General features: G+C 31.7%; 21 protein-coding genes. All 21 read right to left on the bottom strand.

Annotated features, from left to right (window positions below):
* Nucleotides 1-5: 5 nt before the first annotated feature.
* Nucleotides 6-878 carry a nitrogenase iron protein NifH gene (locus tag CDLVIII_RS02480; protein ID WP_009167878.1) on the bottom strand — a complete coding sequence of 291 codons (873 nt, stop codon included), beginning with the start codon at nucleotides 876-878 and terminating at the stop codon, nucleotides 6-8.
* Between the two features lie 49 nt (nucleotides 879-927).
* Nucleotides 928-2,109, bottom strand: coding sequence for a radical SAM protein (locus tag CDLVIII_RS02475; protein ID WP_009167877.1), 1,182 nt, complete (start codon nucleotides 2,107-2,109; stop codon nucleotides 928-930).
* 200 nt (nucleotides 2,110-2,309) lie between these two features.
* Nucleotides 2,310-3,314, bottom strand: coding sequence for an ABC transporter substrate-binding protein (locus tag CDLVIII_RS02470; protein WP_009167876.1), 1,005 nt, complete (start codon nucleotides 3,312-3,314; stop codon nucleotides 2,310-2,312).
* Nucleotides 3,315-3,488: 174 nt separating this feature from the next.
* Nucleotides 3,489-4,169 (bottom strand): 5'-methylthioadenosine/S-adenosylhomocysteine nucleosidase, encoded by a 681-nt coding sequence (gene mtnN, locus CDLVIII_RS02465; RefSeq protein WP_009167875.1) that lies wholly within the window; start codon nucleotides 4,167-4,169, stop codon nucleotides 3,489-3,491.
* Between the two features lie 58 nt (nucleotides 4,170-4,227).
* Nucleotides 4,228-4,671 carry a pyridoxamine 5'-phosphate oxidase family protein gene (locus CDLVIII_RS02460; protein WP_009167874.1) on the bottom strand — a complete coding sequence of 148 codons (444 nt, stop codon included), beginning with the start codon at nucleotides 4,669-4,671 and terminating at the stop codon, nucleotides 4,228-4,230.
* A 413-nt stretch (nucleotides 4,672-5,084) separates the two neighbouring features.
* Nucleotides 5,085-6,281 carry a radical SAM protein gene (locus CDLVIII_RS02455; protein ID WP_009167872.1) on the bottom strand — a complete coding sequence of 399 codons (1,197 nt, stop codon included), beginning with the start codon at nucleotides 6,279-6,281 and terminating at the stop codon, nucleotides 5,085-5,087.
* Nucleotides 6,282-6,322: 41 nt separating this feature from the next.
* Nucleotides 6,323-7,360, bottom strand: a complete 1,038-nt coding sequence (locus CDLVIII_RS02450; RefSeq protein ID WP_009167871.1) for an aliphatic sulfonate ABC transporter substrate-binding protein — start codon at nucleotides 7,358-7,360, stop codon at nucleotides 6,323-6,325.
* Nucleotides 7,361-7,492: 132 nt separating this feature from the next.
* Complete coding sequence (gene metK, locus CDLVIII_RS02445) at nucleotides 7,493-8,668, bottom strand: methionine adenosyltransferase (protein WP_009167870.1); 1,176 nt, start codon at nucleotides 8,666-8,668, stop codon at nucleotides 7,493-7,495.
* 495 nt (nucleotides 8,669-9,163) lie between these two features.
* Nucleotides 9,164-10,609: an aryl-sulfate sulfotransferase gene (locus tag CDLVIII_RS02440; RefSeq protein WP_009167869.1), complete on the bottom strand. Its 1,446-nt coding sequence runs from the start codon at nucleotides 10,607-10,609 to the stop codon at nucleotides 9,164-9,166.
* Between the two features lie 92 nt (nucleotides 10,610-10,701).
* Nucleotides 10,702-11,709 (bottom strand): ABC transporter substrate-binding protein, encoded by a 1,008-nt coding sequence (locus tag CDLVIII_RS02435; protein WP_009167868.1) that lies wholly within the window; start codon nucleotides 11,707-11,709, stop codon nucleotides 10,702-10,704.
* A 106-nt stretch (nucleotides 11,710-11,815) separates the two neighbouring features.
* Nucleotides 11,816-12,589 carry an ABC transporter ATP-binding protein gene (locus tag CDLVIII_RS02430; RefSeq protein WP_009167867.1) on the bottom strand — a complete coding sequence of 258 codons (774 nt, stop codon included), beginning with the start codon at nucleotides 12,587-12,589 and terminating at the stop codon, nucleotides 11,816-11,818.
* A gap of 15 nt (nucleotides 12,590-12,604) precedes the next feature.
* Nucleotides 12,605-13,441, bottom strand: a complete 837-nt coding sequence (locus tag CDLVIII_RS02425) for an ABC transporter permease (RefSeq protein ID WP_009167866.1) — start codon at nucleotides 13,439-13,441, stop codon at nucleotides 12,605-12,607.
* A 924-nt stretch (nucleotides 13,442-14,365) separates the two neighbouring features.
* Nucleotides 14,366-14,671 carry a methyl-accepting chemotaxis protein gene (locus CDLVIII_RS02420; RefSeq protein WP_035301636.1) on the bottom strand — a complete coding sequence of 102 codons (306 nt, stop codon included), beginning with the start codon at nucleotides 14,669-14,671 and terminating at the stop codon, nucleotides 14,366-14,368.
* A gap of 126 nt (nucleotides 14,672-14,797) precedes the next feature.
* Entirely contained in the window at nucleotides 14,798-16,486 is a 1,689-nt protein-coding gene (locus tag CDLVIII_RS02415) for a GTP-binding protein (protein ID WP_009167865.1), read from the bottom strand.
* 1 nt (nucleotide 16,487) lies between these two features.
* Nucleotides 16,488-17,387, bottom strand: coding sequence for a sulfate adenylyltransferase subunit CysD (gene cysD / locus CDLVIII_RS02410; protein ID WP_009167864.1), 900 nt, complete (start codon nucleotides 17,385-17,387; stop codon nucleotides 16,488-16,490).
* Between the two features lie 32 nt (nucleotides 17,388-17,419).
* Nucleotides 17,420-17,734 carry a ferredoxin family protein gene (locus CDLVIII_RS02405; protein WP_009167863.1) on the bottom strand — a complete coding sequence of 105 codons (315 nt, stop codon included), beginning with the start codon at nucleotides 17,732-17,734 and terminating at the stop codon, nucleotides 17,420-17,422.
* Nucleotides 17,718-19,421, bottom strand: coding sequence for an adenylyl-sulfate reductase subunit alpha (locus CDLVIII_RS02400; protein ID WP_009167862.1), 1,704 nt, complete (start codon nucleotides 19,419-19,421; stop codon nucleotides 17,718-17,720). Before CDLVIII_RS02400 ends, CDLVIII_RS02405 begins: the two co-directional genes overlap by 17 nt.
* Nucleotides 19,422-19,452: 31 nt before the next feature.
* Nucleotides 19,453-20,514: a sulfate ABC transporter ATP-binding protein gene (gene cysA, locus CDLVIII_RS02395; protein WP_009167861.1), complete on the bottom strand. Its 1,062-nt coding sequence runs from the start codon at nucleotides 20,512-20,514 to the stop codon at nucleotides 19,453-19,455.
* Nucleotides 20,514-21,353, bottom strand: coding sequence for a sulfate ABC transporter permease subunit CysW (gene cysW / locus CDLVIII_RS02390; RefSeq protein WP_009167860.1), 840 nt, complete (start codon nucleotides 21,351-21,353; stop codon nucleotides 20,514-20,516). Before cysW ends, cysA begins: the two co-directional genes overlap by 1 nt.
* A 12-nt stretch (nucleotides 21,354-21,365) precedes the next feature.
* A complete protein-coding gene (gene cysT, locus CDLVIII_RS02385; RefSeq protein ID WP_009167859.1) occupies nucleotides 21,366-22,217 on the bottom strand; it encodes a sulfate ABC transporter permease subunit CysT in 852 nt (283 codons plus the stop codon).
* Between the two features lie 33 nt (nucleotides 22,218-22,250).
* A complete protein-coding gene (locus tag CDLVIII_RS02380) occupies nucleotides 22,251-23,285 on the bottom strand; it encodes a sulfate ABC transporter substrate-binding protein (protein WP_009167858.1) in 1,035 nt (344 codons plus the stop codon).
* Between the last annotated feature and the right edge of the window lie 333 nt (nucleotides 23,286-23,618).

The following is a 23,618-nucleotide window of genomic DNA, read 5'->3' as shown; positions in this document are numbered from 1 at the left end:
TCCTCCTATATTCCAAGACTTTCTTGAACAACTCCTGTTTCAGTATCATATATTCTATCTCCCCATTCTCTTGCCCAATCTCTAAGTTCACTAACTCCTAATGGGTTTGGCACAACTAATTCTTCACTTTCAGCTATATATGTTGCAAGTTGTCTGTATATATCTGCATGTTGAGATTTGGGATTAGCTTCTATAACCGTTTTCCCAAACAGCTCACTTTGTGATACTACTAAGGAACGTGGAACATACCCAACAGCTTTTGTTCCTGTTTTTGCTGTAAAATCATCAACAATCGCTCTAGAATACCCTGCTGTTAATCCATTAGCAATTATACCTCCAAGCTTTGCTCCTCCAGATGGTGCGTATTTACTAATAGCTTTAAATAAATTATTAGCAGCATAGATTGCCATAAAATCAGAAGAACTTACAACATAAGCTCTGTCAGTAATTCCATCTCTTATAGGGACTGCAAACCCACCGCAGACTACATCTCCCAAAACATCATATAGAACGTAATCTGGTTTGTATTCTTCAAAAAGCTTTAAATCCTGAAGCAAGTTTACAGCTGCATTTATGCCTCTTCCAGCACAGCCAACTCCTGGCACTGGTCCACCTGATTCAATGCAAAGCACTCCCCCAAATCCAGTTGCAGATACATCTGATAAATGAACTTTTTTACCTTCTCTCATGCTGTCTAAAACTGTTGGTAAATAACTATTTCCTCTAAGAGTATTTGTTGAATCACTTTTGGGATCACATCCTATTTGAATTACTTTATATCCTTCTTCTGCAAGTGCTGCACTTATATTTGATGTAGTAGTTGATTTACCAATTCCCCCTTTACCATAAATCGCTATATGTTTTCCTATTTTAGCCATAGAACTCTTCCTTCCAATTTTTTTATTTTTTTCAATAGTACTTCAAGGTTTATTTTCTATCTTCCGATAAAAAGTCTCCGTCTAAATCATAATAATGATCATAAATAAATTCTCCGTTATTTGCATCAAAGAATTGATCATGAGTAAAACCATACTTCTTTAAAATGTTATACCCCTTTAATTGCAAATCCTGATGCCATTCAGTTGTTGGTGATCTATGTCCTTCCAATGCTGATCCAGGGTTTGGATTCCATGGTAATGGAACTGCTATAACTCCAATTGATGCTAAATATTCTATTCCCTCAAGTATTTTTGTTTTTGGCTCTATTCCTGCTACAAAATATGATCTTACCCTGCCCTTTCCAAAAACTTCAACTTCATGCTTTAATGCATCAATCCAGTTTTGTCTTCCTCCACAAATCTGTTCCTTTCCTGGACATATAGTCTTAAATATATTTTCATCCCAAATCTCCATATTAGTTGCAATAGTTCTATATCCGGCTTCTTTATATTTATCTATAGTGGATAAATCTAAAGGTGCTCCAATGCAGGCTGTACCATTAAAATCTTCTAACCCAGTCTCTTCTTTAATAGCTTCAGCAACATCTATATAATAATCTACTTCTCTTCTTTCAGGTACAAATCCACCTGTTATAGTTACATGCTTAAAGCCTTCTTCATATGCCGCCTTAACTGTTTCTGCAATTTGTTTTGCATTCTTCCATTTTATATTTTCAGCTTCTGCATATGTGTTTTTTGTAGCATTTATATTACAAAATAAGCAATCAAGTCCTTTATCCTTTAATGCGCATTCATTACTATAAGTTACACTTATTCTACCAGACCCATTGAATTGTGCTATTGTTGACATTTTTGTTCCATCAGAGGTGTGCTTATTATAAAATTTAGGTTTCTTCTCAAAAAATATCTCATATAGTCTTGTCCCATTTTCATTTAGATAATATTTTTCTTCTTCCAATGTTATAGAATACCTTGATTTTGGATCCCATATAAAACCATTATAATAGCCACTTGGTAAACGGAATCCTGCAGGTATTTTAGATTCCAAATGAATTTTATGATTAAATTCAAAGCATGCATGTACTTGTTCTAAATAAACATTTTCAAAATCCAACCCCTTAAATAATTCAGGATCTGCATTTATGCCTTCATTAAATAATTTCTGTGCTAATTCAATTTCCTTCTTTAAATTTTCTTTTTCTATACTCATATTTTTTTCTTCCTTTCATATCATACTGTATTATTTAAAAACTGTAAGAAGTTCATCTTCTACTCTATAAAAATTATGAATAATGAATTTACCTGCTAGCAAATAATTTTTCCATTCTCTTAATACATAAAAATCCTTTCCATCCTTTTCAACATAAAATGGTGAGCTGTTATATCATATAGAGGAGCTCAGAAAAAACATTATTTTCCTAACTCATTTAGTGCTTTTTCATAATAGCTATTATCTACTAGCTCATCTATATTTACATTTTTTGAAATTAAATTTTGTTCATATAGAAATTTATTTAAATTTTTTAATTTGTTTATAGACTCATCTGTTATTTCTATATTGAAAGATTTAAATTGTCCATTATCATAACCATAAGATTCCTTTATAATATCTTCCGAGAATCCTGATTTTGCCATAACCTTATATGCTTCTTCTGGATTTTTCTTTGCAAAATCTTGTGCTCTTATAAGTGCTTTAAGAAGTGCAACGGGTACTTCAGAATTTTCTTTAATATAGTCAGTTCTGCCAACAAGAACTGACTGACTAGCAAATTCTGGTTGATCTACTGTAGTAGCTACAATTCTTCCATTCCCACCCTTAGCAAGTTTTTGTGCCATTGCATCAGTAACTACATATCCATCTGCACTTTTAGATAAAAAGGTTGATTCACCTTCTGCAACTACATTTAATACTTCTACATCTTTTTCATCTATACCATTTGCTTTTACCAAATTTCCAAAATACTGTTGATAAACTGTTCCTTTTCCAACTATTATTTTTTTCCCTTTTATATCTTTAACTGATTTAATATCTGAATCATTTTGTACAATTAAATCCATGTTTAATGATGAATTTGGAATCCCAACGATTTTAATATTTTGCCCTTTGGACTTTAATACTACTGGTGGCAAGTCACCATAACATGCAAAATCAATACTACCTCCAACAAATGCTTCATTAACTGCTGGCCCTGCTTTCGGAAAATTAATGTACTCAACTTCATATCCTATTTTTTTTAATTCCTCGTCTATATATTTATTTTCTTGTGCTATTCCAGGTAATTCTCCCATAAAATTGCTAGTTGTAGCGCTTCCTAACCTCACAACCTTTTTTTCACTTCCTCTAGCTTCTGCATTATTTTGAGAGACATTACTTTTTGTACAGCCAGCTAAAGAAAATAGAAAACTTAAAATCAATAATATGACACTTACTTTTTTTATAATTTCAATCCCCTCCTAACTGATTAAAATTTAATTAATTTATTCTTTTTTCTATATTTTCTTTAGTGAAATCTAGCATTTTTATTTTTTCAGATGATATCTTGTATATATTATTGTTTTCTTGAGTACGATATTTCTATCATATCTTTACTATGCAGAAATTTCATATTGTTCAATTGTTTCTATAATCAATATAATTGGCTTATGCTCTATATTGCCACTTTTATCAGTTATCACCTTTTGTGCATCATCATCTGCTAAATCAGAAAATGTACGTAATGCAATAAAACCAACATTTTTTTTAGTTGCTACCTGTGCTACTGCTGCAGACTCCATATCAAATGCAATAGGATTATGTTCTTTTCTAATCTTATTTTTAGTTTCTGAACTATGCAAAAAGAAATCTCCTGTTGCAATTTTACCTGTAAAATACGTAAACTCCAATTTTTTTGCAGCTTTTTCAAGAAGGTGAATTATTTCTTTAGGACTTTCATTAATACTAATTTTGTTTTCTTGTATTAATGGTGTAAAATCTACCTGGACATAATCATTACCAATAGCAACATCACCTCTTTTAGCATTATCAATCAATCCACCTGCATATCCTACATTTACAATTAGATCTGGCTGAAATTTATAAATAACTTCTGTTGTTTTATACGCAGCATTTACTTTTCCTACTCCCATAACTTGTGCTGTTACAATTATTTGTTTCTCTTTATTTTCATATGTATCTTCATCTATCTTTTGCCAGTTTTCTCTCTTTTCTAAATATTCATGTACATAATAAATTTCAACTTCCATAGCACTTACAATAGCAATTCTACTCATTATATCCCCTCTTTCCTTTTACAATCACTTATTAAATTTCCTAGCTATATATCCAATATTATTTAAATTTGATTATTTGAATTTTTTTATCTGGATTTTCTTTAGTAAAATCTAAAATCTTAATTTCACTTGGTATTATTTTATAAATATTGTGAGTTTTTTCTGTTACCTTTAATTGGGGTCTCCTTTTTGCAATAAATTTAAACCCTTCTTCAAATTGCCCCTTGCTTTCAAGTTCTTCTGCAACTCCTTTTACTTCAACATTAATAAAATTAGGTATTACTTGATTTTCATGTTGAAATATAATGGATATATTATTATTACCCTTAATATGTTCTACTTTATTAGTGTCTTTAGCTGTTGTAAAATAAATCGCTGCATCATCTATTCCAAAACCTCCAATTACCCGTAAGTTAGGACTGTTATTAAAATCTACAGTTGCTAAAATTGTATCTTTACTACTTTCTATGTATTCACCAATTTCCTTGTTTATATTTGACATTTTAATTCCTCCTGTTTTTCATTAATATTTTTCTTAATAATAAAAGGCTCTAAGAAACAATAATTATTGCCTCTTAAAACCTCTAGTTTTCTAGTCAGTTTTGATTAAATCTTATAAGTATTTTTTTATATCCTCTACCTTGCTCAATTCTTACAAAAACACCTAGTCTCTTTGTACTCAAACTATCTTCCGAAATTCCCGATAGTAAAAACATAATTAAAGCACCTATCCCTTATATTCCTGTAATTAATCCTACTTCTCCAGTATTTGCTGCAATATTTATTGCAAAAAGTTGCAATATCATCAAAGTTGTCCCAAAATACATTCATATGAAAATATTTATTATTATAAATCTTAATAATAAATATGATGCATCTATTGATAACTTAAATACCTTATTATAAAGCACACTTTTATACATCTTTCTTCTCAAATATTGATAACAAGCCTTCTTCTATTTTAAATATATCATGAACCAAAAAATCGGCGGAAGGTGAAGCATCAAAATATTGTTCATAAGTAAAACCAGCCTTTTTAAAAATTGCATAAGTCTTTTTAGCCATGTCTAAATGCCATTCTGGTTTTGGAGTTCTATGCCCTTCTAATTTTGAGCCCGGATTAGGATTCCATGCATTAGTTAAACTTAAAATTCCTTTTGATGCTAAATATTCTACTCCTTCAAGAGTCTTTTCTTTTGGTTCAATTCCTGTCACAAAGCCAGTTCTAACTCTACCAAATCCAAAAACTTTCACTGCATATTCCAGTGCATCTACCCAATGCTGCCATCCACCACAATCGCCTTCCTTACCAGGGCAAATTGTTTTAAAGATATTTTTATCCCATATTTCTAATTGAATAGCTATCGTTCTAAATCCAGCTTCTTTATATTTGTCTATTACGCTTAAATCTTTAGGCGCACCTATTACAGCAGTTCCATTAAAATCTTCAAGTCCTGTATATTCTTGAATAGCTTCTGCTACATCTATATAATAGTCAACCTCTCTTCTCTCTGGCACAAAGCCACCTGTTAGATTAACATGCTTAGCGTTGTCATTCTTAAATGCTGCTGCTACTGCTTCTCCTATTTGTTTTGGATTTTTCCAAGTTATATTTTCCTTTTCAGCATATGTATCTTTTGTTGCATTTGCATTACAGAACAAACAGTCTAACCCTTTATCTTTAAGAGCGCACTCATTACTATAAGCTATTCCGACAATTCCACCTGGTGAATGACTTGCGATATGTGACATTCTTGTACCATCAGAAGTAGTTAATTTGTAATAATTTGGTCTTTTATCAAATTCTATAGGAAAAATATCTATGTCATTTTCAGCTAAATAGTATTGTCCATCATTATACTTGATTGAAAATCTTGAGTTAACATCCCAGTTAAAGCTATACCTTAATCCATTTGGTGATGTGAATCCACATGGGAAACTAATTCCAACATGTTCATGATGATCCATCTCAAAGAGCAAATGAATTTGTTCTTGGTACTTTCCTCCTAAATCAAGATGTTTAAAAATTCCTGGATTTGCATTTATACCTTCTACAATTATTTTTGCTTTAAGCTCTAATTCTTTATATAGAATTTCTTTAATATTACTCATTTCTCTTCCTCCATATACTTTTATTTTAATATTGCTTTTTACTATTTAGCATTTTTTGCAGCCTCATAGTAACTGGTATTAATCCATTTATTGATATCTACATCATTTTTAATTAAATCATTTTTCTTTAAAAATTCTACAGTAGCTTTACCGCTATTAATAAATTTATCAGTTATTTCTACATCATATACATAGTCATTATTAGGATATAAATATTTGTATGTTTCTTCAGAATTACCTGATTTTATCCATTGTTTTAGGCTAGCCGTATTATCCTCCTGGCAAAGTTTTTTAGCTTTTATTAAAGCTTTTAATATACCTTTAATTATTTCTGGATTCTTCTCTGCAAATTCCGTTCTCGCAATAGTGTACCCACCAGTATTCCATTGCGGATTTTTCCTGCAGTCTACTAACTCCTTAGCATATCCCTTCAACACCAAGTTTCCTAAAGTTACACCACCAACAACAGCTCCATCAACATTTCCTGACATAAGTGCATCTGCTGACCCTTGAGCATTTAAGTTTACAAATTCTATATCATTCATTGTCAGCCCATTGCTTTGCAATATATTAATTAATACCTCATGCATAAAGGCACCCTTTTGTGTTGCAATTTTCTTTCCCTTTAAATCCTTAACAGAAGTAATAGTAGAATTTTTAGGAATTACTAGTGATGCACCACTGGTAAGACCATCTGAGCTAATTAACTGTGTATCTATTCCTGCTGCCTTTCCAATAATAGCTGGTACATCTCCCAAATCTCCTATATCCAAACTACCACTTGCCAATGCCTCATTTATGGCTGGCCCCGCACCAGTCATAGGCACAAACTCTGCCTTTACACCTATTTTGCTTAACTCTTCATCAATATAACCATTATCTCTTGCAATTCCCAAAGTACTTGATATTTCTCCTGTACCTGTAACATCTACAAAACCAATTTTCACTTTGTCAGTATTGGTAGTGCTGGTACTACTACTTTTCTCTTGTACTTCCGCTTTCTTATTGTTCGTGCATGATGTAATATTTAACATAAATATCACTAGTACAGCAATAACACCAAATAATCTTCTTTTCATTAATTAATACCTCCTTGTATAATCTAAAATTCAATATTTTGTATCCTTTCTTCTTAAAATAACAAGAGGCTTTAAGGAACAATATTTGTGTTTCTTAAAACCTCTAGTTTTCTAGTCAGTTTTGGTTGAGTTCTATAAATATTTTCTTATATCCTCAACCTTATTCAATTTTTCCCAAGGTAAATCAAGATCCGTTCTTCCAAAGTGTCCATAGGCTGCTGTTTGCTTGTATATTGGCCTCTTTAAATCCAAAATATTAATTATTGCTGCTGGTCTCAAATCAAACTCTTTATTTATTATATCTACGATTGCATCTTCTAAAATTTTTCCTGTTCCAAATGTATCTACTGTTATAGACACTGGCTTTGCTACACCAATTGCATAAGATATTTGTATTTCTAACTTATCTGCAACACCTGCTGCTACTAAGTTTTTAGCAATCCATCTTGACACATATGCTCCTGATCTATCTACCTTTGTTGGATCTTTTCCTGAGAAAGCTCCACCACCATGCCTTGCATATCCACCGTAGGTATCAACAATTATCTTTCTTCCTGTTAAGCCAGCATCGCCTTGTGGTCCACCTATAACAAACCTTCCTGTTGGATTAATAAAATATTTTGTATTTTCATCTAATAATTCTGCAGGAACAACTTCTTTAACTACTTTTTCTATAAGATCATCATGTATTTGCTCATTAGTGGCTTCTGGCGAGTGTTGTGTAGAAATAACAATTGTATCAACTCTTACAGGTTTATCATTATCATATTCTACTGTTACCTGTGTTTTTCCATCAGGTCTTAAATATGCTAATTCACTATTCTTTCTAACTTTAGTTAGCCTTCTTGCAAGCTTTTGAGCGAGTGTTATTGGAAGTGGCAGATACTCATCTGTCTCATTAGTTGCAAAACCAAACATCATTCCCTGATCTCCAGCTCCTGTTAATGAAAGGTTATCCTCTTCTCCATCTCTGACTTCCTTTGCAGTATCAACTCCAACTGCTATATCTCTTGACTGCTCATCTATTGCTGTCTGAACTGCACATGTTTTATAGTCAAAACCATATTCACCATTTGTGTATCCTATTTCTTTAACTGTATTTCTTACTATTTTGGGAATATCAACATATCCCTTTGTTGATATCTCTCCAAAAACATTTATAAATCCAGTTCCTGTGGTTGTCTCACAGGCTACTCTTCCATCTGGATCCTGTCTTAATATTTCGTCTAAAATAGCATCCGAGACTTGATCACATATTTTATCTGGATGTCCTTCTGTTACCGATTCTGATGTAAATAATTTTTTCATTTTCAATCTTCCTTTCAAATTAAGATAAAAAAATCGCAGGCGATTGTGGCGCCGGAGATTTTTTTCGCATCTGCCTTTCCGAACGCATGTAAGAAAAATTTGGCAGACGAATATATTTGTTTTTTATTTTTTCTATATCATTTAATTTTAGTAAAATACAATATTATAAAAGGTATACACAAATTTAATCCGTTATAATTTTATAAAGAATAAAAAAGGACTAATTACAAAACATCATTGCTATGCAGCTTATCAACCGCATTTATTTTTTGATGCCTATAATTAGTCTCCAGTCTTTCTGGTCAACTTAATATGGTTTTTAATTTTAAATAAATTATTTTTATATAATAATTTATTGTATAATTCCCATCTGTTTTCTATGATATAATTTTATTCTGAATGCTATATAATATCAACTACTACAAAACAACACCTATATTTTCACATATATAAATTCAAATAATCTCACATATCCACTTAATTTATTTTTTCTTTCTACTGTGATTCTCTATTTGATATAACACAAAAAGCATCATTTTGATTATATCCCTTAGTACCTTTAACCTGTGTTTCCTCTACTGCTCCTATAGGTTCTGATCCATTAACTCTAAAATTCTTTACATCAATTTTTTGTATTTCCACTTCAGTCTGTTTATCCAATTGTGGTATCCATTCATAAGGAACTCTATATGCTCTATAAACCATGTTCATACTTGGACCTTTGCTATCATCTTTATAAGGATTTATATATTCCCAAACTATTTCATGTTCTGCTGTTACCTCAAATATACGCCCATCTGAACCTTCTGTTATTAAAGTATTTCCATTTGGCAGTCTTTGAGCACTACTTATAAATGGACTGTAAAATCTGTTTGAATCTAATGGTTCAATAAGCCCAGCTTCCTTTGGAGTATACTGCCATACTATTTCCAGCGTAATTGGATTAATTTCTAATATTCTTGAATAATCTCTATGAGCATTTTGTCTTCCTGTTGGTGCTACTGGATTTGGACTACCATATCCTGCCCATCCACCATTATCAAAGATTAATATATTACCTTCTCCTGGTAGACCTTTTGGAATCATGTGAACATGATGTTGTCCAATTATCCACTGCAACTTTTTAAGTTCTTCACTTTCATCATAATATGGTCCAACCTTCCAGACAATTTTACCAGTCTTCTTTTCTATAATTGCTAAAATATTAGCTTCACGGCTGTCCCAAATAATATTTTCTGGATTAAATCTCTCGTCACCATTGTCATACCATTTATTAGGACCAAGTAATGACATAGAATTTATATGAAGCCAATCTCCCATTCCACCACCTGCTGGTCTCATATTAGGATCTCTATAAAGTATATTTTTAGCACTTTCATCAAAGCCAAGTTCATCAAAATGCTCATTAGGTCTCCACTCCCAAACAATCTTTCCATCCCAGGTAACTTCAATAATCTTATCATCTAAAAGTACTTTTTCAGTTATTTTAGAATTTTTAACATTTTCATGGGTAAGTATGAAAGTATTTCCCTTATCTACTAGTGGCTCTGTGCCTGGTGCATAATAGCCTGTAGTGCTGCCTTCCCTTTGATAATCATGATGCTGTCTTGCCATCCATTGAGGTTCTTCACCCTCATCAGCTATAAATTCGTTATGATCAAATTTCCAAACGATATTTCCCTTCCAATCAACTTGTACTAAATCATTCATATCCTGCATTCCATATTTAGGATTTCTCTCTCCAGTACTTCCTAAAACATATCCACCTGGAAGTATTTTATTCGGGAAGCCTTGAAGCCCCTTCCATAACTTAACTTCCTTACCGTTCATGTTAATTAATAATGCCCCTAATCCTTTAACTTGAAATATAGTGTAACCACTCCAAGCCTTCTTAGGATTATAAAGTGTTGCTCCTGTTGGATAAATAGTTGGATGTCCCATAATAATTTCCTCCTTTAAATGTTCTTCTTATTTATTAACTCTATCTACTGCCTAAATTTCTAAAGTGAATTTTGCAATTTAGATATAAAATTTTATTTATTTGCTTCTTCATAAAATGAATTATCTATCCATTTATCTGTATCAAAATCCTTTGTTATTAATTGGTTATCTAACATAAATTTTTTACTATCATTTATTTTCTTCTTAGCTTCATCATCTACTTTGAATGAAACATAATCAAATTTTCCATTATCCTTGCCATAAAGTGATTTTGTTGCTTCTTTATCTAAACCTGATTTAGTTAACACGTCATATGCTTCATCAGTGTTTTCTTTCATCAAAGTTTTAGCTTCTTTTAATGCTTTAAATAAGGCTACTGCAGCCTCTTTGTTTTCAGATAAAAATTTACTATTACCTACTATTACTGACTGTGCAGTAATATCTGGATGGTCTTTTGAGGTATCAATTGTTTTAGCTGTCTTCTTAGTTAAAACTTGTATTGCTTCTTGAGTGTCTGTTACAACTAATGCATCTATAGAGCCTCCTTGAAGTGCTGAATCGAAATCAGTAGTATTAATTAATTCAACATCACTTTGTGCTATATTATTAGCCTCTAATATTTGATATAAATATTTTTGCATATAAGTTCCCTTAGCAAATCCTATTTTTTTACCTTTTAAATCTTTAACCGAGCTTATAGGTGAATCTGCTTTTACAATGATTGCAGAAGTTATATAATTGTCTGCTATACCTATTAATGAAGTTTCAACACCCTTTGATTTACTTAAGATTCCTGGAAAATCTGCATATATTGCTATATCAATTTCTTTTGCAGTCAAAGCTTCATTTACAGCTGGGCCAGCTGCTGCAAAAGGCTTGTATTCAACTTTATATCCAACCTTTTCGAGTTCGTTTTCTATATATTTCTTTTCTTGAGCTACTCCACCTACTCCGCCCATAAAGCTTTGAGTTCCTGGGAAACCAATTCTAACTGTTTTTTCACTACTCTTGGCATTGTCTGCTTGCTTACTGTTTCCGCAGCCAACTAACATAAATACCGTAGTTGCTGCTAAAAATATTGATAATAATTTCTTTTTCATAAGTAAATTTCCCCCTATTCAAATTTAATATAATATTAATCTATATTATTTAGTTTCATTATCAAAATACTAGGGATTAAACTAAAAATTAATGCTGATAAATTATCTAAATATTGTACTCCAATGTGAGGCTTTTATCCTCAAAGAAATGTGCTAAAATTCTTTTCTTAATCCTAGCAAAATCAACACTTCCTCTATCTCTGCTTCTTCCTAAATTAACATTAACTGTTTCTTTAATTCTCCCTGGTCTTGCTGACATAACCACAATTCTATCTGCTAAATATACAGCTTCTTCTATATCATGAGTGACCATAATCATAGTTTTCTTTTCTTTTTCCCATATTTTTAATATTTCATCCTGCAATGTAATTTTAGTAAGGGCGTCAAGTGCTCCAAAAGGTTCATCCAAAAGTAATACCTTAGGTGAATTTACAAGTGCCCTTGCTATAGCTGCTCTCTGAGACATTCCTCCTGATAACTGATGCGGATATACATTTCCAAAGCCCTCTAAATCAACTAGCTTTAAATGGTCAGATATAATTTCTTCTTTCTCTTTTTTATCTAGTTTGTCTAGACCTATAGCTAAGTTTTCTTTAATTGTAAGCCATGGAAACAATCTGTGCTCTTGAAATACCATCCCTCTATCAATATCCGGTTTAGTGATTTTTTTATTATCCAAAATAACATTTCCATCATCATAATCAAGAAGCCCCGCAATAATTTTCAGCAAAGTACTCTTTCCGCATCCGCTATGACCTACAATTGCTATAAATTCACCTTCATTTATGCTTAAATTAATATCATTTAATATATTTACACTTTTACCATCAACATTAAAATTCTTATTTAAATGATTAATTACTAATTTTTCTTCCACCATATTACTTGTGCCTCCTTATTTATTATTTTCCCATGGAGTAATCTTTTTAGAAATTCTAGTTAAAATCTGATCCATTATGATTCCAATTATTGCAATTGCAAACATTCCAACAAAAACAACTTCTGGCTGCATTAAACTTCTTGCATCATTCATCCTATATCCTATTCCTGAACTTGAAGCTATTATTTCAGCTCCTACAACTGCCATCCATGATATTCCAAGACCAAGCTTTAAACCAACAAATATTGAAGGTAATGCAGATGGAAAATATATTTTTGTAAAAAGTTTCCACTTGCTCAATTTATACATATTTCCAACTTCTATTAAATTTTTATCAGTTCTTTTTATTCCATTCATTGTATTTAATAAAATTGGAAAGTAAGCTGCAATAACTATTACTATTATTTTGGAACTTTCTCCTATTCCAAACCATAAAACTATTAATGGAATCCATGCAAGCATTGGTATTTGCCTTATTGAAGTAAAAGTCAAGAAGAAAAATTTATTTATCCTTTCACTAATGCCCATAAGAACACCAAGAGTAATTCCTAAAACTGCTGCTATCATATATCCTTCTACTACCCTTATTAAGCTGACACTTATATCCTTTATAAGCTGCCCTGAATTCAATTGACTTTTTAGAGAATCCAATACTGTTGGTATAGATGGTAATATTGCAGGTGAAAATAGTTCTAGCTTAGTTGCTGTAATCCAAGCTGCTAATATCAATATTGGTAAAATTGCAATATTTATATACCCAACTATTTTTTTGCTGTTTATATTTGTTTTATTCTTTTTAAGTGAATCTGAATTTTTGATTCCTATAGTTAATTCTTCTTGTATCTTTTCCATTCCACATTTCTCCTTACATAGTTTATTAGTCACTATAACCTTACTTTAGACATATTCAAATAATAATAAATCCGCATAACAGTATATGTTTCATAATTATCGATTTTCATTCTTACAATTCCTATAAGCTTTATATGATATAATTTTATATTCGACTATAATCACTGTCAATTGATATAAACTAATCTCTATATTTTCACATGGCTATATATAAATAATTTCATATATGAAATTAAAGCAGTTGTCTACAATTTGTAAATAAACTGCTTTATTTTTATATAAAATATTTTTTCAAGTTATCTATTTGATATATTTTAAATCTTTTCTAAGCAGTTATTAAATTCATGCACTATGGATTCCTAAATGTTACAGGTAATTCAACACTTTATAAACCAGCTTGTGAAGTTGACTAGATAATGAACTTGCTTTATAAATTAAATTTTTTTTAATTAATCCAACCAGTTTTTGCAGTTGTATCAGTAGTAGTTATTGGAGAAGCATTTACATTTATACATATATAATTCTCCTCTCCAAAATTAAGATAACAAAAAGACTAATTACAAAGTATCCTCACTATGCAAATAATTAAACTTGCATTAGTTATTAATACTTATAATTAGTCTCTAGTCTTTCTAGTCAACCACTACCGATATATTCTTTTCATTTGTTTAATATTGAACCAAATTGTCATACATTATTCTTATCTGTTTAGTGTATTATTATATTATTTCAAATCATAGTATGATGTCAATTAATATAAATTTATATCTATATTTTCACATAGTTAGATATAAATAATGTCATATATAGAGTAAAAAGCAGTTATCTATTTTTTTACGAATCAACTGCTTTTTTATACCATATATACCTCAAAATATTACTTCTATAAATAGGGATAATACTATAATCTTACTATAGTAAGAATTAAATTTTAAATCTTTGAACTATATTATTAAGTTGTTTTGAAAATTCTGTTTGGCTCTCTGTAATTTTTCTAACAAGCTTCATATCGCTCACTGCATCATCTATACTGCTTTTAATTAGGCTAGTGTCTTCAGATGATTTTTGTGCAGTTGTAGAAACATTTTGGATTGCCTCATTTACTTGACTTATAGTTGCAGTTATTTCTTCTGACATTGTAAGAACATATTCTGCGTCGCTATAATATTGTGTTCCAGTATTTAGATGTTCATCAAATTGATTATTTATATTTTCATTATATTTAATCATATTTCCTGCGCTTATTTTTATCATTATTTTAATTTATATGAATATTTTAATAATTAAGATATTATTGAACACCCTCAAATTATTGAATTGTAAATTACAATTCATATTAATTTGAGGGTGCATATTCTAGTAAATGCTATTAAAAATTACTTTTCTATAAGTCTCGAACTTAACCCATTTATTCAAGAAGTCTCCTTCAGATTTTGCATCAATTTCCTTATATTCATTTAAGAAATTTATGGTTTCTTCATTAGAATTTATTTTCACTTCAAATCCTCTTCCATTAATAATTGGAACTCCTCTATAATCATAGTCGTCAATGGATTTAATATTAGTAATTATCTTACCTCTCACTTCAATAGCTACCCAGTCACGAAGAACTAATAAATCAAAATCTTCTGGATATTCATAACTTTCACCTTTTACAGGAAGTTCATCGCCTATAGTATAAGTTTGCTCTTCACGTTTATATTTAAATATAGACAAAGTTTCTGTATCATAGTAAAATTCTTCAAAGACATCTCCTCTTGCTTTTAAATCCTTATACTCAAAAGAAAATTTTACATTTTTGATATCATTATTATTAATCTCTTCTATAACACCACAGGCTGATGTCATATTTGTAATACGATCTATTAAAATAAGTTCTCCTAATTCTTTGTGATCATTAAACTTATCAACCACAACTTTTTCAGAAAGTGTGATATCGCATGCTGCTATTTCATTTTTCTTCAAAAGTCCAACTGGTAAATGTTCTCCAGTATTCACGTCAATTTTATATTTCAAATCTGTAACAATACCGGTTAACATCTTAGTTCCTACTTTTACAAAATACTCCTTACCTGCTGTTAACTCAGAATCATCCATCCAAAGAATTGTTGCACTAAATGACTTGTTAGCTGCAAGTTTTGTTTCTTTCGTAAGCACACATCCACGAGATACATCAACTTCTTTATTCAATTGTATAGTAACGGCTTGGCCTTTTGTTGCACTCTGTGATTCCTTATCTGTAATATGAATACTTTTTACTACGGCCTTCTCATTACTTGGAAGAGTTATTATTTCATCTCCTACAGCAATAGTTCCTGATTCAATCTCACCTTGAAATCCTCTAAAGGTATGATTAGGTCTGCATACTCTTTGAACTGGCATGTAGAATCCTTCCTCTACTTCACTTTCAACATCAACATTCTCAAGATATGGTAAGAGTGCTTCTCCTGTATACCATGGAATATTTTCAGATTTTTTTGTAACGTTATCTCCTTCTGTAGCCGATACTGGAATAATATAAATATTTTCTAAAGAAAGTTCTTCTTTCAATTCTTTAATCTGTTCTTCAATTTCTAGAAATCTTTCATGGCTATATCCTACTAAGTCCATTTTGTTAACAGCAAACACCAAATGTTTTATGCCCATTAGTGAGCAGATCCTAGCATGTCTTCTTGTTTGAACAAGTACTCCCTGCTTTGCATCTACTAATATAATTGCAAGCTCTGCAAAGGATGCTCCAACTGCCATATTTCTAGTATATTCTTCATGTCCTGGCGTATCAGCAACGATGAAACTTCTATTATCAGTTGTAAAATAACGATATGCAACGTCTATTGTAATTCCCTGCTCACGCTCTGCCATCAAACCATCTAATAATAGAGAATAATCTATTGCTCCGCCTCTGCTTCCAACTTTACTATCTAGTTCTAAGGCCTTTTCCTGATCTGCATACAAAAGTTTTGCATCATATAAGATATGTCCTATAAGAGTAGATTTCCCATCATCTACGCTACCGCATGTTATAAACTTCAATAAACTCTTCATCTTAGAAATACCCCTCCCTTTTTCTTCTTTCCATACTGCCTGCTGCTTCGCTATCTATAACTCTAGTTGTTCTCTCAGAAGAAACAGCACTAAGGGTTTCCTCAATAATTTCATCTAAAGTGATTGCATCAGATTCAAAGCCTCCTGTTAACGGATAACATCCCAGTGTCCTAAATCGTATCTTTTTATGTTCGATTTTCTCACCTGGTAATAGCTTTAATCTATCATCATCTACCATTATGATATTTCCATCACGTGAAATACATGGTCTTTCTTTTGCAAAATATAGAGGAACGATATCAATATTTTCACGCTTTATATATTGCCAGATATCATTTTCAGTCCAATTTGAAATAGGAAAAACTCTCATACTTTCACCTTTATTTATTTTGGTGTTATAAAGCTTCCACATCTCTGGTCTCTGATTTTTAGGATCCCAAGCCTGTGCTTCATTACGGAAGGAAAATATTCTTTCCTTTGCACGTGATTTTTCTTCATCACGACGTCCGCCACCAAAAGCCGCTGTAAAACCATACTTTGTTAATCCTTGTTTTAAAGCTTGTGTCTTCATAATGTCAGTATACGCTGAACCATGCTCAAAAGGATTGATTCCTTGCTTTATACCCTCTTCATTTGAGTGCACAATCATCTCAATTCCTAATTCCTTTGCTTTTCTATCACGAAATTCAATCATTTCTCTAAACTTCCATGTTGTATCAATATGCATGAATGGAAATGGTGGTTTTTCAGGATAAAATGCCTTCATTGCCAGGTGCAACATAACTGAGCTATCCTTACCAATTGAATATAACATTACTGGTTTTTCACATTCCGCTGCTACTTCTCGAATAATATAAATTGCTTCTGCTTCTAATTTATCAAGATGTGATAATTCACTCATAATTAATTCCTCCTATTCTTGCCTATACAAATTTAATATTGATTGGAATCTTTACGATTTATATTGATTGAATGTTCTGTTCCATTGCTTTCTTCAACCTTCCAATGTGCTATATTCTCTTGAAGCTTAACTGTAAGCTTACTGCCTCTTCCTCCAATATCTGCTCCTAGATATAGTGAAATTGCACTTTTAGGGCATTCTTTTATGCAGGAGCTGCATCCCCAGCAATCTCTAGGATATTTAATATACGTTTTTCCGTCATCACCTAATTTAATAAGGCTTCCTGGGCAAACATATAGACATTTCTTACATCCAATGCATTTTTGTTTGTCAATTGCTATGCTCATAAACTTCGCCTCTTCCTACTAAATCTCTATGCAAAATTTTAAGTTCTCCATTTACAAGTTTTGAATTTACATATTTAAGCCATTCATCACTCTTCTCTGGATAATCCAAATTCTCTGCAAAACTATGCCATCTAGTTTCTTTTCTCGCTTTTAAATGGGCAATAACAGATTTACAAATTGTAAGTCTTTCTTTTAGCTCATATATAAACATCAATTCATGCATATCTTCTGCATGTAGACTGTCACTTAATTTTTCAATTTGTTCAATTTTCTCAATTGCCAGTTTTAACTGCCTTTCATTAAACTGATAATTGCTTCCAATTCCACCTGCATAGGTATCCATTACCTTCTGCATAGCTTCTTCTAACTGTTCTACATTGAATATCTGATTTTCGAAGTTTAATACTTTCTCAACTTCTTCTTTTTTTATCTCTATAAGGAAATCTTCTTCACTTCTTGATAAAGTATTATTATTCTCATTATTATTTATTGCTTCTACCACTGCTTTTGCTGCAATCTCACCTTCTACTAATGCACCTGTTACATATTTTTGTGGACATCCTCCTGCAACATCTCCTGCTGCAAAAAGTCCATTAATTGTTGTTTCACGCTTAGTATCTACCCAGTATCCGCTCGCAGTATGTCCGCCTACTATGTATGGCTCCGTCCCTTCAATTTCTACATTTTGTTCGCTTGGATTTTTACCGGCCTCTATCCATTTAAGTGTCTGGCTAGGTGCCATATTTAAATATGCTTTCTTAAGTTCTTCATCTTGTGCAGATGTAATACCTTCCGTTCTTAAATAACAAGGTCCTCTGCCCTCTTGATTTTCTTTTACTGTTCCATAAACTCTCTCTGATGTAGTAATACCATACTTTGTCTCATATACTTCACCTTTTGAATTAACCTGCTTTGCTCCAACTCCCTGAGCAATTGTACCTGTAGGCGCTATAGTATCTTTACATCTTAATGCTATAAATCTCATTTCAAAGGTAGTCATCTCCGCACCTGCTTTTATTCCCATAGCATATCCTGCTCCAGTATTAAATGGAGGATACCACATTTTATGTCTCGAAAAGCCTGGATTATTTGGTTTATATAACCCTGCTGCTCCTCCTGTTGCACATATAACTTTTTCAGCTCTGATTTCATAAAGAATTTCTTCTTCAACACCAACTGCAAATGCTCCAAATATCTGATTATCCTTTACGATATAATCAATTACATTAATCTTATTCATAACTGTTACATTAGGAAGCTTTTGAACTGCATCTGCTAAAATAGGTTTTATATTTTCTCCATTAATTTTTATATTTCTATTTCCTCTAGCTACATACTCACCATTTTCATCTTTTAAAATGACAAGTCCTAAATCCTCTAGCCTTTTTGTCACTTTATTCAATCCTTGTGACATAGTAAGTAGTAAATCTTCCCTAACAATATTATCTGCATCTTTTTTTGCATAATCCACATAATCTTCTGGAGTTCTACCTTTTACTATATATGCGTTAATAGCATTTACTCCAGCTGCCAGGCAGCCACTTCTTTTGATATTAGCTTTTTCAATAATCAATACGGCTGCATCTGAATGCTCTCTTATAGTAATAGCTGCATAGCATCCGGCTGTACCTCCACCAATTATCAACACGTCTGTTTCTAATTGCTTTACTTCAACTTTCTTATTCATACATATCTCCTTTTTCTAAGGTCAATATTTATTAAATAAATACAGAATTATTATCTTTAATTGCTGAATTTTCAAGTGCATAGGCTCTATTTTCATCAAATACATATAAACGGTAAATCAAGACCTTTACTTTTTCTCCTTTTTCAACAGGCGCTTCTTCTAGAGAACGCGTTGCTGTTAAAATAACATCTTTCACATTTATCCTTAATTCTAGATAACTTCCTCTAAAAGATATTTCCTCTACTGTTCCTTCTTCTACTGCACTGTTATATTGAATAAATTCGCCTTTCTTAATTACGTTTATAAACTCTGGGCGAATTACAGCTTTCTTGATGGCATTTAATCCTTCAAAACCTTTTAGCTTTTCATAATTTTCTACTACTACAGATTTCCCAATAAATTGTGCAACAAAAGGCGTTGATGGATTCTTGTATATCTCCAGCGGCGAACCTTTCTGCTCAATAACCCCATGATTTGAAATGATAATCTCATCAGCTACCTCAATAGCTTCATCCTGATCATGAGTAACAAATATACTTGTAACACCGACCTTTTCAATCATTTCTTTAAGCCAGCTTCTAAGCTCTTGTCTAACTTTTGCATCAATAGCTGCAAATGGCTCATCGAGCAATAAAAGCTGTGGATTTGGTGCTAAAGCTCTTGCAAAAGCCACCCTCTGTCTCTGACCTCCTGAAAGCTGGCTAGGATATCTTTTTTCCATTCCCTCTAATCCAATTAATTTAATTAGTTCTAATACTTTATCTTTAATTTCCGACTTGCTCTTCTTTTGGACTTTAAGACCAAAAGCTATATTATCAAATACTGTCATATAGCGAAATAAAGCATAATTTTGAAACACAAAGCCTATACCTCTTTTAGATGCTGGAATGTCATTTACACGAACACCATCAATAATAATATCTCCTGAATCAGGCTGCTCAAGCCCCGCAATCATACGAAGAATTGTTGTCTTTCCACTTCCACTTGGCCCAAGCAACCCTATTAATTTTCCTTTTTCAATTCCAAAATTCACATTGTCAGATGCTTTAAAATTACCAAAAGTTTTATTTATATCTTTTAATTCTACATACATTAATTTTCACCAGCCCTTTTTGCTTTATGCTCCACGATATTTCTTATAATAAGAATGATTACAGCTAGAATCATTAAGATTGATGATACTGCAAAAGCATCTGTTGTTTTAAATTGGTTATATAATATTTCAATATGGAGAGGAAGTGTATTGGTTTTACCCCTTAAATGACCAGATATAACAGATACAGCTCCAAATTCTCCCATAGCTCTTGCTGTGCATAACACAACTCCATAGATTAATGCCCATTTAATATGAGGCAAAGTTATTTTTCTAAATATATTAAAACCACTTGCTCCCATAATCGCTGCTGCTTCCTCTTCATCAGTTCCCTGTGCATTTAATACCGGAATTATTTCTCTTGATACAAATGGAAAAGTAACAAAAATTGTTGCTAAAATAATTCCTGGAACTGCAAAGACTATTTTTATATCATAAGCCTGCAAAAAACTATTAGCCCAACCAATTCTTCCAAAAGTTAAAATAAACACCAACCCAGCAATAACTGGAGATATGGCAAATGGAATATCAATTAATGTTGTTAAGAACTGCTTTCCACGAAACTTAAACTTTGTAATCGCCCACGCTGCAAATACTCCAAAAAAAGTGTTTACAGCAACTGCTGATACAGTAGCTAAAACAGTTAAATATAATGCCTTCAAGGTATATTCATCAAAGATAGCATCCTTGTAAGCTTCAAATCCATCCTTCAATGAATTCAAAACTAATACGGCTAGAGGTATTATAAGCATTACTACAATAAATAGAATACTAATCGTAATCAATATTATCTTGGTCGCATTTGTTTTTTTATTTTTCTGTAAAGCTCTATTACTCATAAATTCCCTCCTCTAGTTGCTTGCAATTCTAGTTACGCGTGACTGTATTACATTAATCAAGAATAAAATAATAAAAGCTACCACTAACATAACTAATGCAATTGCTGTTGCATCAGCATACTTATATTGTTCTAACTTTGTCATAATAAGAAGTGGTGCAATCTGAGTTTCATATGGAATATTTCCTGCGATAAATACCACACTGCCATATTCTCCAATGCCTCTTGCTAATGCTAATCCAAAACCAGTGAGCAAACTTGGAAATATCTCTGGAAATATAACTTTAAAAAAAGTTGTTGTTCCACTCGCTCCAAGCATAGCTGCTGCTTCTTCATATTGTTTATCCATTTTTTCTAATACAGGCTGTATAGCCCTCACCACAAAAGGTATTCCTATAAAAATCATTGCAATAATTATCCCTGTTTTTGTATAAGCAATTTTAATACCAATTTTCGCAAACTCACTTCCTATCCACCCCTTATCAGAATATAAATATGCTAAAGATATACCAGCTACTGCTGTAGGAAGTGCAAATGGAAGTTCGATTAAACCATCTAAAATTTTCTTACCTGGAAATTCATATCTTACTAATACCCATGCTAAAATAACTCCAAATATGCTATTGACTAATGCCGCTATTACCGCACAAGAAAAACTCACCTCATATCCTGCTACTACATCTTTTGCAGATATTATCTTCAAAAATTCACTAAAACTGAGCCCTGAAGCGCAAATTACTATAGACGCCATTGGTATTAATACAATAAGACTCAATAAAGTAAGGGCTATTCCAATAGAAATGCCAAAGCCTGGAATTACTCTTTTACTTTGCTTAATTCTAGTTGCATTTTTCTTTTTCTCCATTAAAACAAATCCTTCCATCTATCTTTGTATCTATTATTTCTTAGTATATATTTGGTCAAATATAGCTCCATCGTTGAAGAAATCTTCATAGGCCTTATCCCATCCACCAAAGTCATCAATAGTTACTAGATTCATATTTAAATTAAATTTATCTGCACATTGATTTAATATTTCTTTATTTCTAGGTCTGTAGAAATTATCCGCTGCAATTTTTTGACCCTCATCTGAATATAAATAGTCTAAATATGCCTTGGAAACTTCTTCTGTTCCATCTTTCTTTGCATTCTCATTAACTACTGCAACAGATGGTTCTGCTAAAATACTAATGCTTGGTGTAACAATTTCATATTTGTCAGGATTTTCTTTCATAGATAAATAAGCATCATTTTCCCAAGCAACTAATACATCCCCTTGTCCATTTTGAACAAAAGTATTTGTAGCCCCCCTAGCTCCTGAATCCAATACTATTACATTGTTATACAGCTCAGTCATAAATTCCTTAATCTTATTTTCATCTCCATTATACTTATTCTTTGCATATGCCCATGCCGCAAGGAAATTCCAGCAAGCTCCACCTGATGATTTAGGATTCGGATTAATAATTTGAACTCCTGGCTTAACTAAATCATCCCAATCTTTAATATTTTTTTCATTTCCTTTACGGACTAGAAATACAATTGTAGATGTATATGGCGAACTATTTTGATCAAAATTATTTATCCAGCCTTTATCAATTAATCCTGCCTGCTCAATTGCTGTAATATCATGAGCTAAAGCTAAGGTTACTACATCTGCGTCGTTTCCTTCAATTACAGAACGTGCTTGAGCACCAGATCCACCATGAGATTGTGTAATCTCAACATCTTGGCCAGTTTTTTCCTTCCAATACTTTGCAAACGCTGGATTATATGCCTCATAAAGTTCCCTTGTTGGATCATATGAAACATTTGTTATCTCTATAGTTTTACTACTACTTGAATCTGTTTTTTTACCGCTACCGCAGCCAGCTAATGCCCCAACTAAAAATACTATTGTCAATCCTAGTGCTACTATCTTTTTTTTATTCATAAATATCTCCCCAATCTCTTATTTTTATATAGAGAAATCTATATTTTTTATTATTGCTTTTGCATCGCCTATTATTCATATCAATTTGCTATGGTATTATATTATTGTCAATTCTATGAAATGTCAATTAATGATATATAATATCTGTATTTTGACATGGTTAAATATAAATAATTTCATGTATTAGTTGTTTAATTAATATTGTCCGACTATCAAAAATCATATTTTGTTACGAAAATGTAAAAAAGCCTAATACATTACAGTATTAGACTCCTTTAAATTTTTATACAAATATTGTTATTCTATTTCAATGATGCGAATACTTCTTACATT

Origin of the sequence: Clostridium sp. DL-VIII, assembly GCF_000230835.1 — a bacterium.
Classification (GTDB): domain Bacteria; phylum Bacillota; class Clostridia; order Clostridiales; family Clostridiaceae; genus Clostridium.
Note: the sequence above shows the minus strand (reverse complement) of the source record. Positions and strands in the feature narration are given on the sequence as shown.

Bases quoted from the DNA above. Each gene is read 5' to 3' on its own strand.
- CDLVIII_RS02480 (WP_009167878.1), bottom strand. From the start codon at position 878: ATGGCTAAAATAGGAAAACATATAGCGATTTATGGTAAAGGGGGAATT.
- CDLVIII_RS02475 (WP_009167877.1), bottom strand. From the start codon at position 2,109: ATGAGTATAGAAAAAGAAAATTTAAAGAAGGAAATTGAATTAGCACAG.
- mtnN (WP_009167875.1), bottom strand. From the start codon at position 4,169: ATGAGTAGAATTGCTATTGTAAGTGCTATGGAAGTTGAAATTTATTAT.
- CDLVIII_RS02460 (WP_009167874.1), bottom strand. From the start codon at position 4,671: ATGTCAAATATAAACAAGGAAATTGGTGAATACATAGAAAGTAGTAAA.
- CDLVIII_RS02455 (WP_009167872.1), bottom strand. From the start codon at position 6,281: ATGAGTAATATTAAAGAAATTCTATATAAAGAATTAGAGCTTAAAGCA.
- CDLVIII_RS02450 (WP_009167871.1), bottom strand. From the start codon at position 7,360: ATGAAAAGAAGATTATTTGGTGTTATTGCTGTACTAGTGATATTTATG.
- metK (WP_009167870.1), bottom strand. From the start codon at position 8,668: ATGAAAAAATTATTTACATCAGAATCGGTAACAGAAGGACATCCAGAT.
- CDLVIII_RS02440 (WP_009167869.1), bottom strand. From the start codon at position 10,609: ATGGGACATCCAACTATTTATCCAACAGGAGCAACACTTTATAATCCT.
- CDLVIII_RS02435 (WP_009167868.1), bottom strand. From the start codon at position 11,709: ATGAAAAAGAAATTATTATCAATATTTTTAGCAGCAACTACGGTATTT.
- CDLVIII_RS02430 (WP_009167867.1), bottom strand. From the start codon at position 12,589: ATGGTGGAAGAAAAATTAGTAATTAATCATTTAAATAAGAATTTTAAT.
- CDLVIII_RS02425 (WP_009167866.1), bottom strand. From the start codon at position 13,441: ATGGAAAAGATACAAGAAGAATTAACTATAGGAATCAAAAATTCAGAT.
- CDLVIII_RS02420 (WP_035301636.1), bottom strand. From the start codon at position 14,671: ATGATTAAATATAATGAAAATATAAATAATCAATTTGATGAACATCTA.
- CDLVIII_RS02415 (WP_009167865.1), bottom strand. From the start codon at position 16,486: ATGAAGAGTTTATTGAAGTTTATAACATGCGGTAGCGTAGATGATGGG.
- cysD (WP_009167864.1), bottom strand. From the start codon at position 17,387: ATGAGTGAATTATCACATCTTGATAAATTAGAAGCAGAAGCAATTTAT.
- CDLVIII_RS02405 (WP_009167863.1), bottom strand. From the start codon at position 17,734: ATGAGCATAGCAATTGACAAACAAAAATGCATTGGATGTAAGAAATGT.
- CDLVIII_RS02400 (WP_009167862.1), bottom strand. From the start codon at position 19,421: ATGAATAAGAAAGTTGAAGTAAAGCAATTAGAAACAGACGTGTTGATA.
- cysA (WP_009167861.1), bottom strand. From the start codon at position 20,514: ATGTATGTAGAATTAAAAGATATAAATAAAACTTTTGGTAATTTTAAA.
- cysW (WP_009167860.1), bottom strand. From the start codon at position 21,353: ATGAGTAATAGAGCTTTACAGAAAAATAAAAAAACAAATGCGACCAAG.
- cysT (WP_009167859.1), bottom strand. From the start codon at position 22,217: ATGGAGAAAAAGAAAAATGCAACTAGAATTAAGCAAAGTAAAAGAGTA.
- CDLVIII_RS02380 (WP_009167858.1), bottom strand. From the start codon at position 23,285: ATGAATAAAAAAAAGATAGTAGCACTAGGATTGACAATAGTATTTTTA.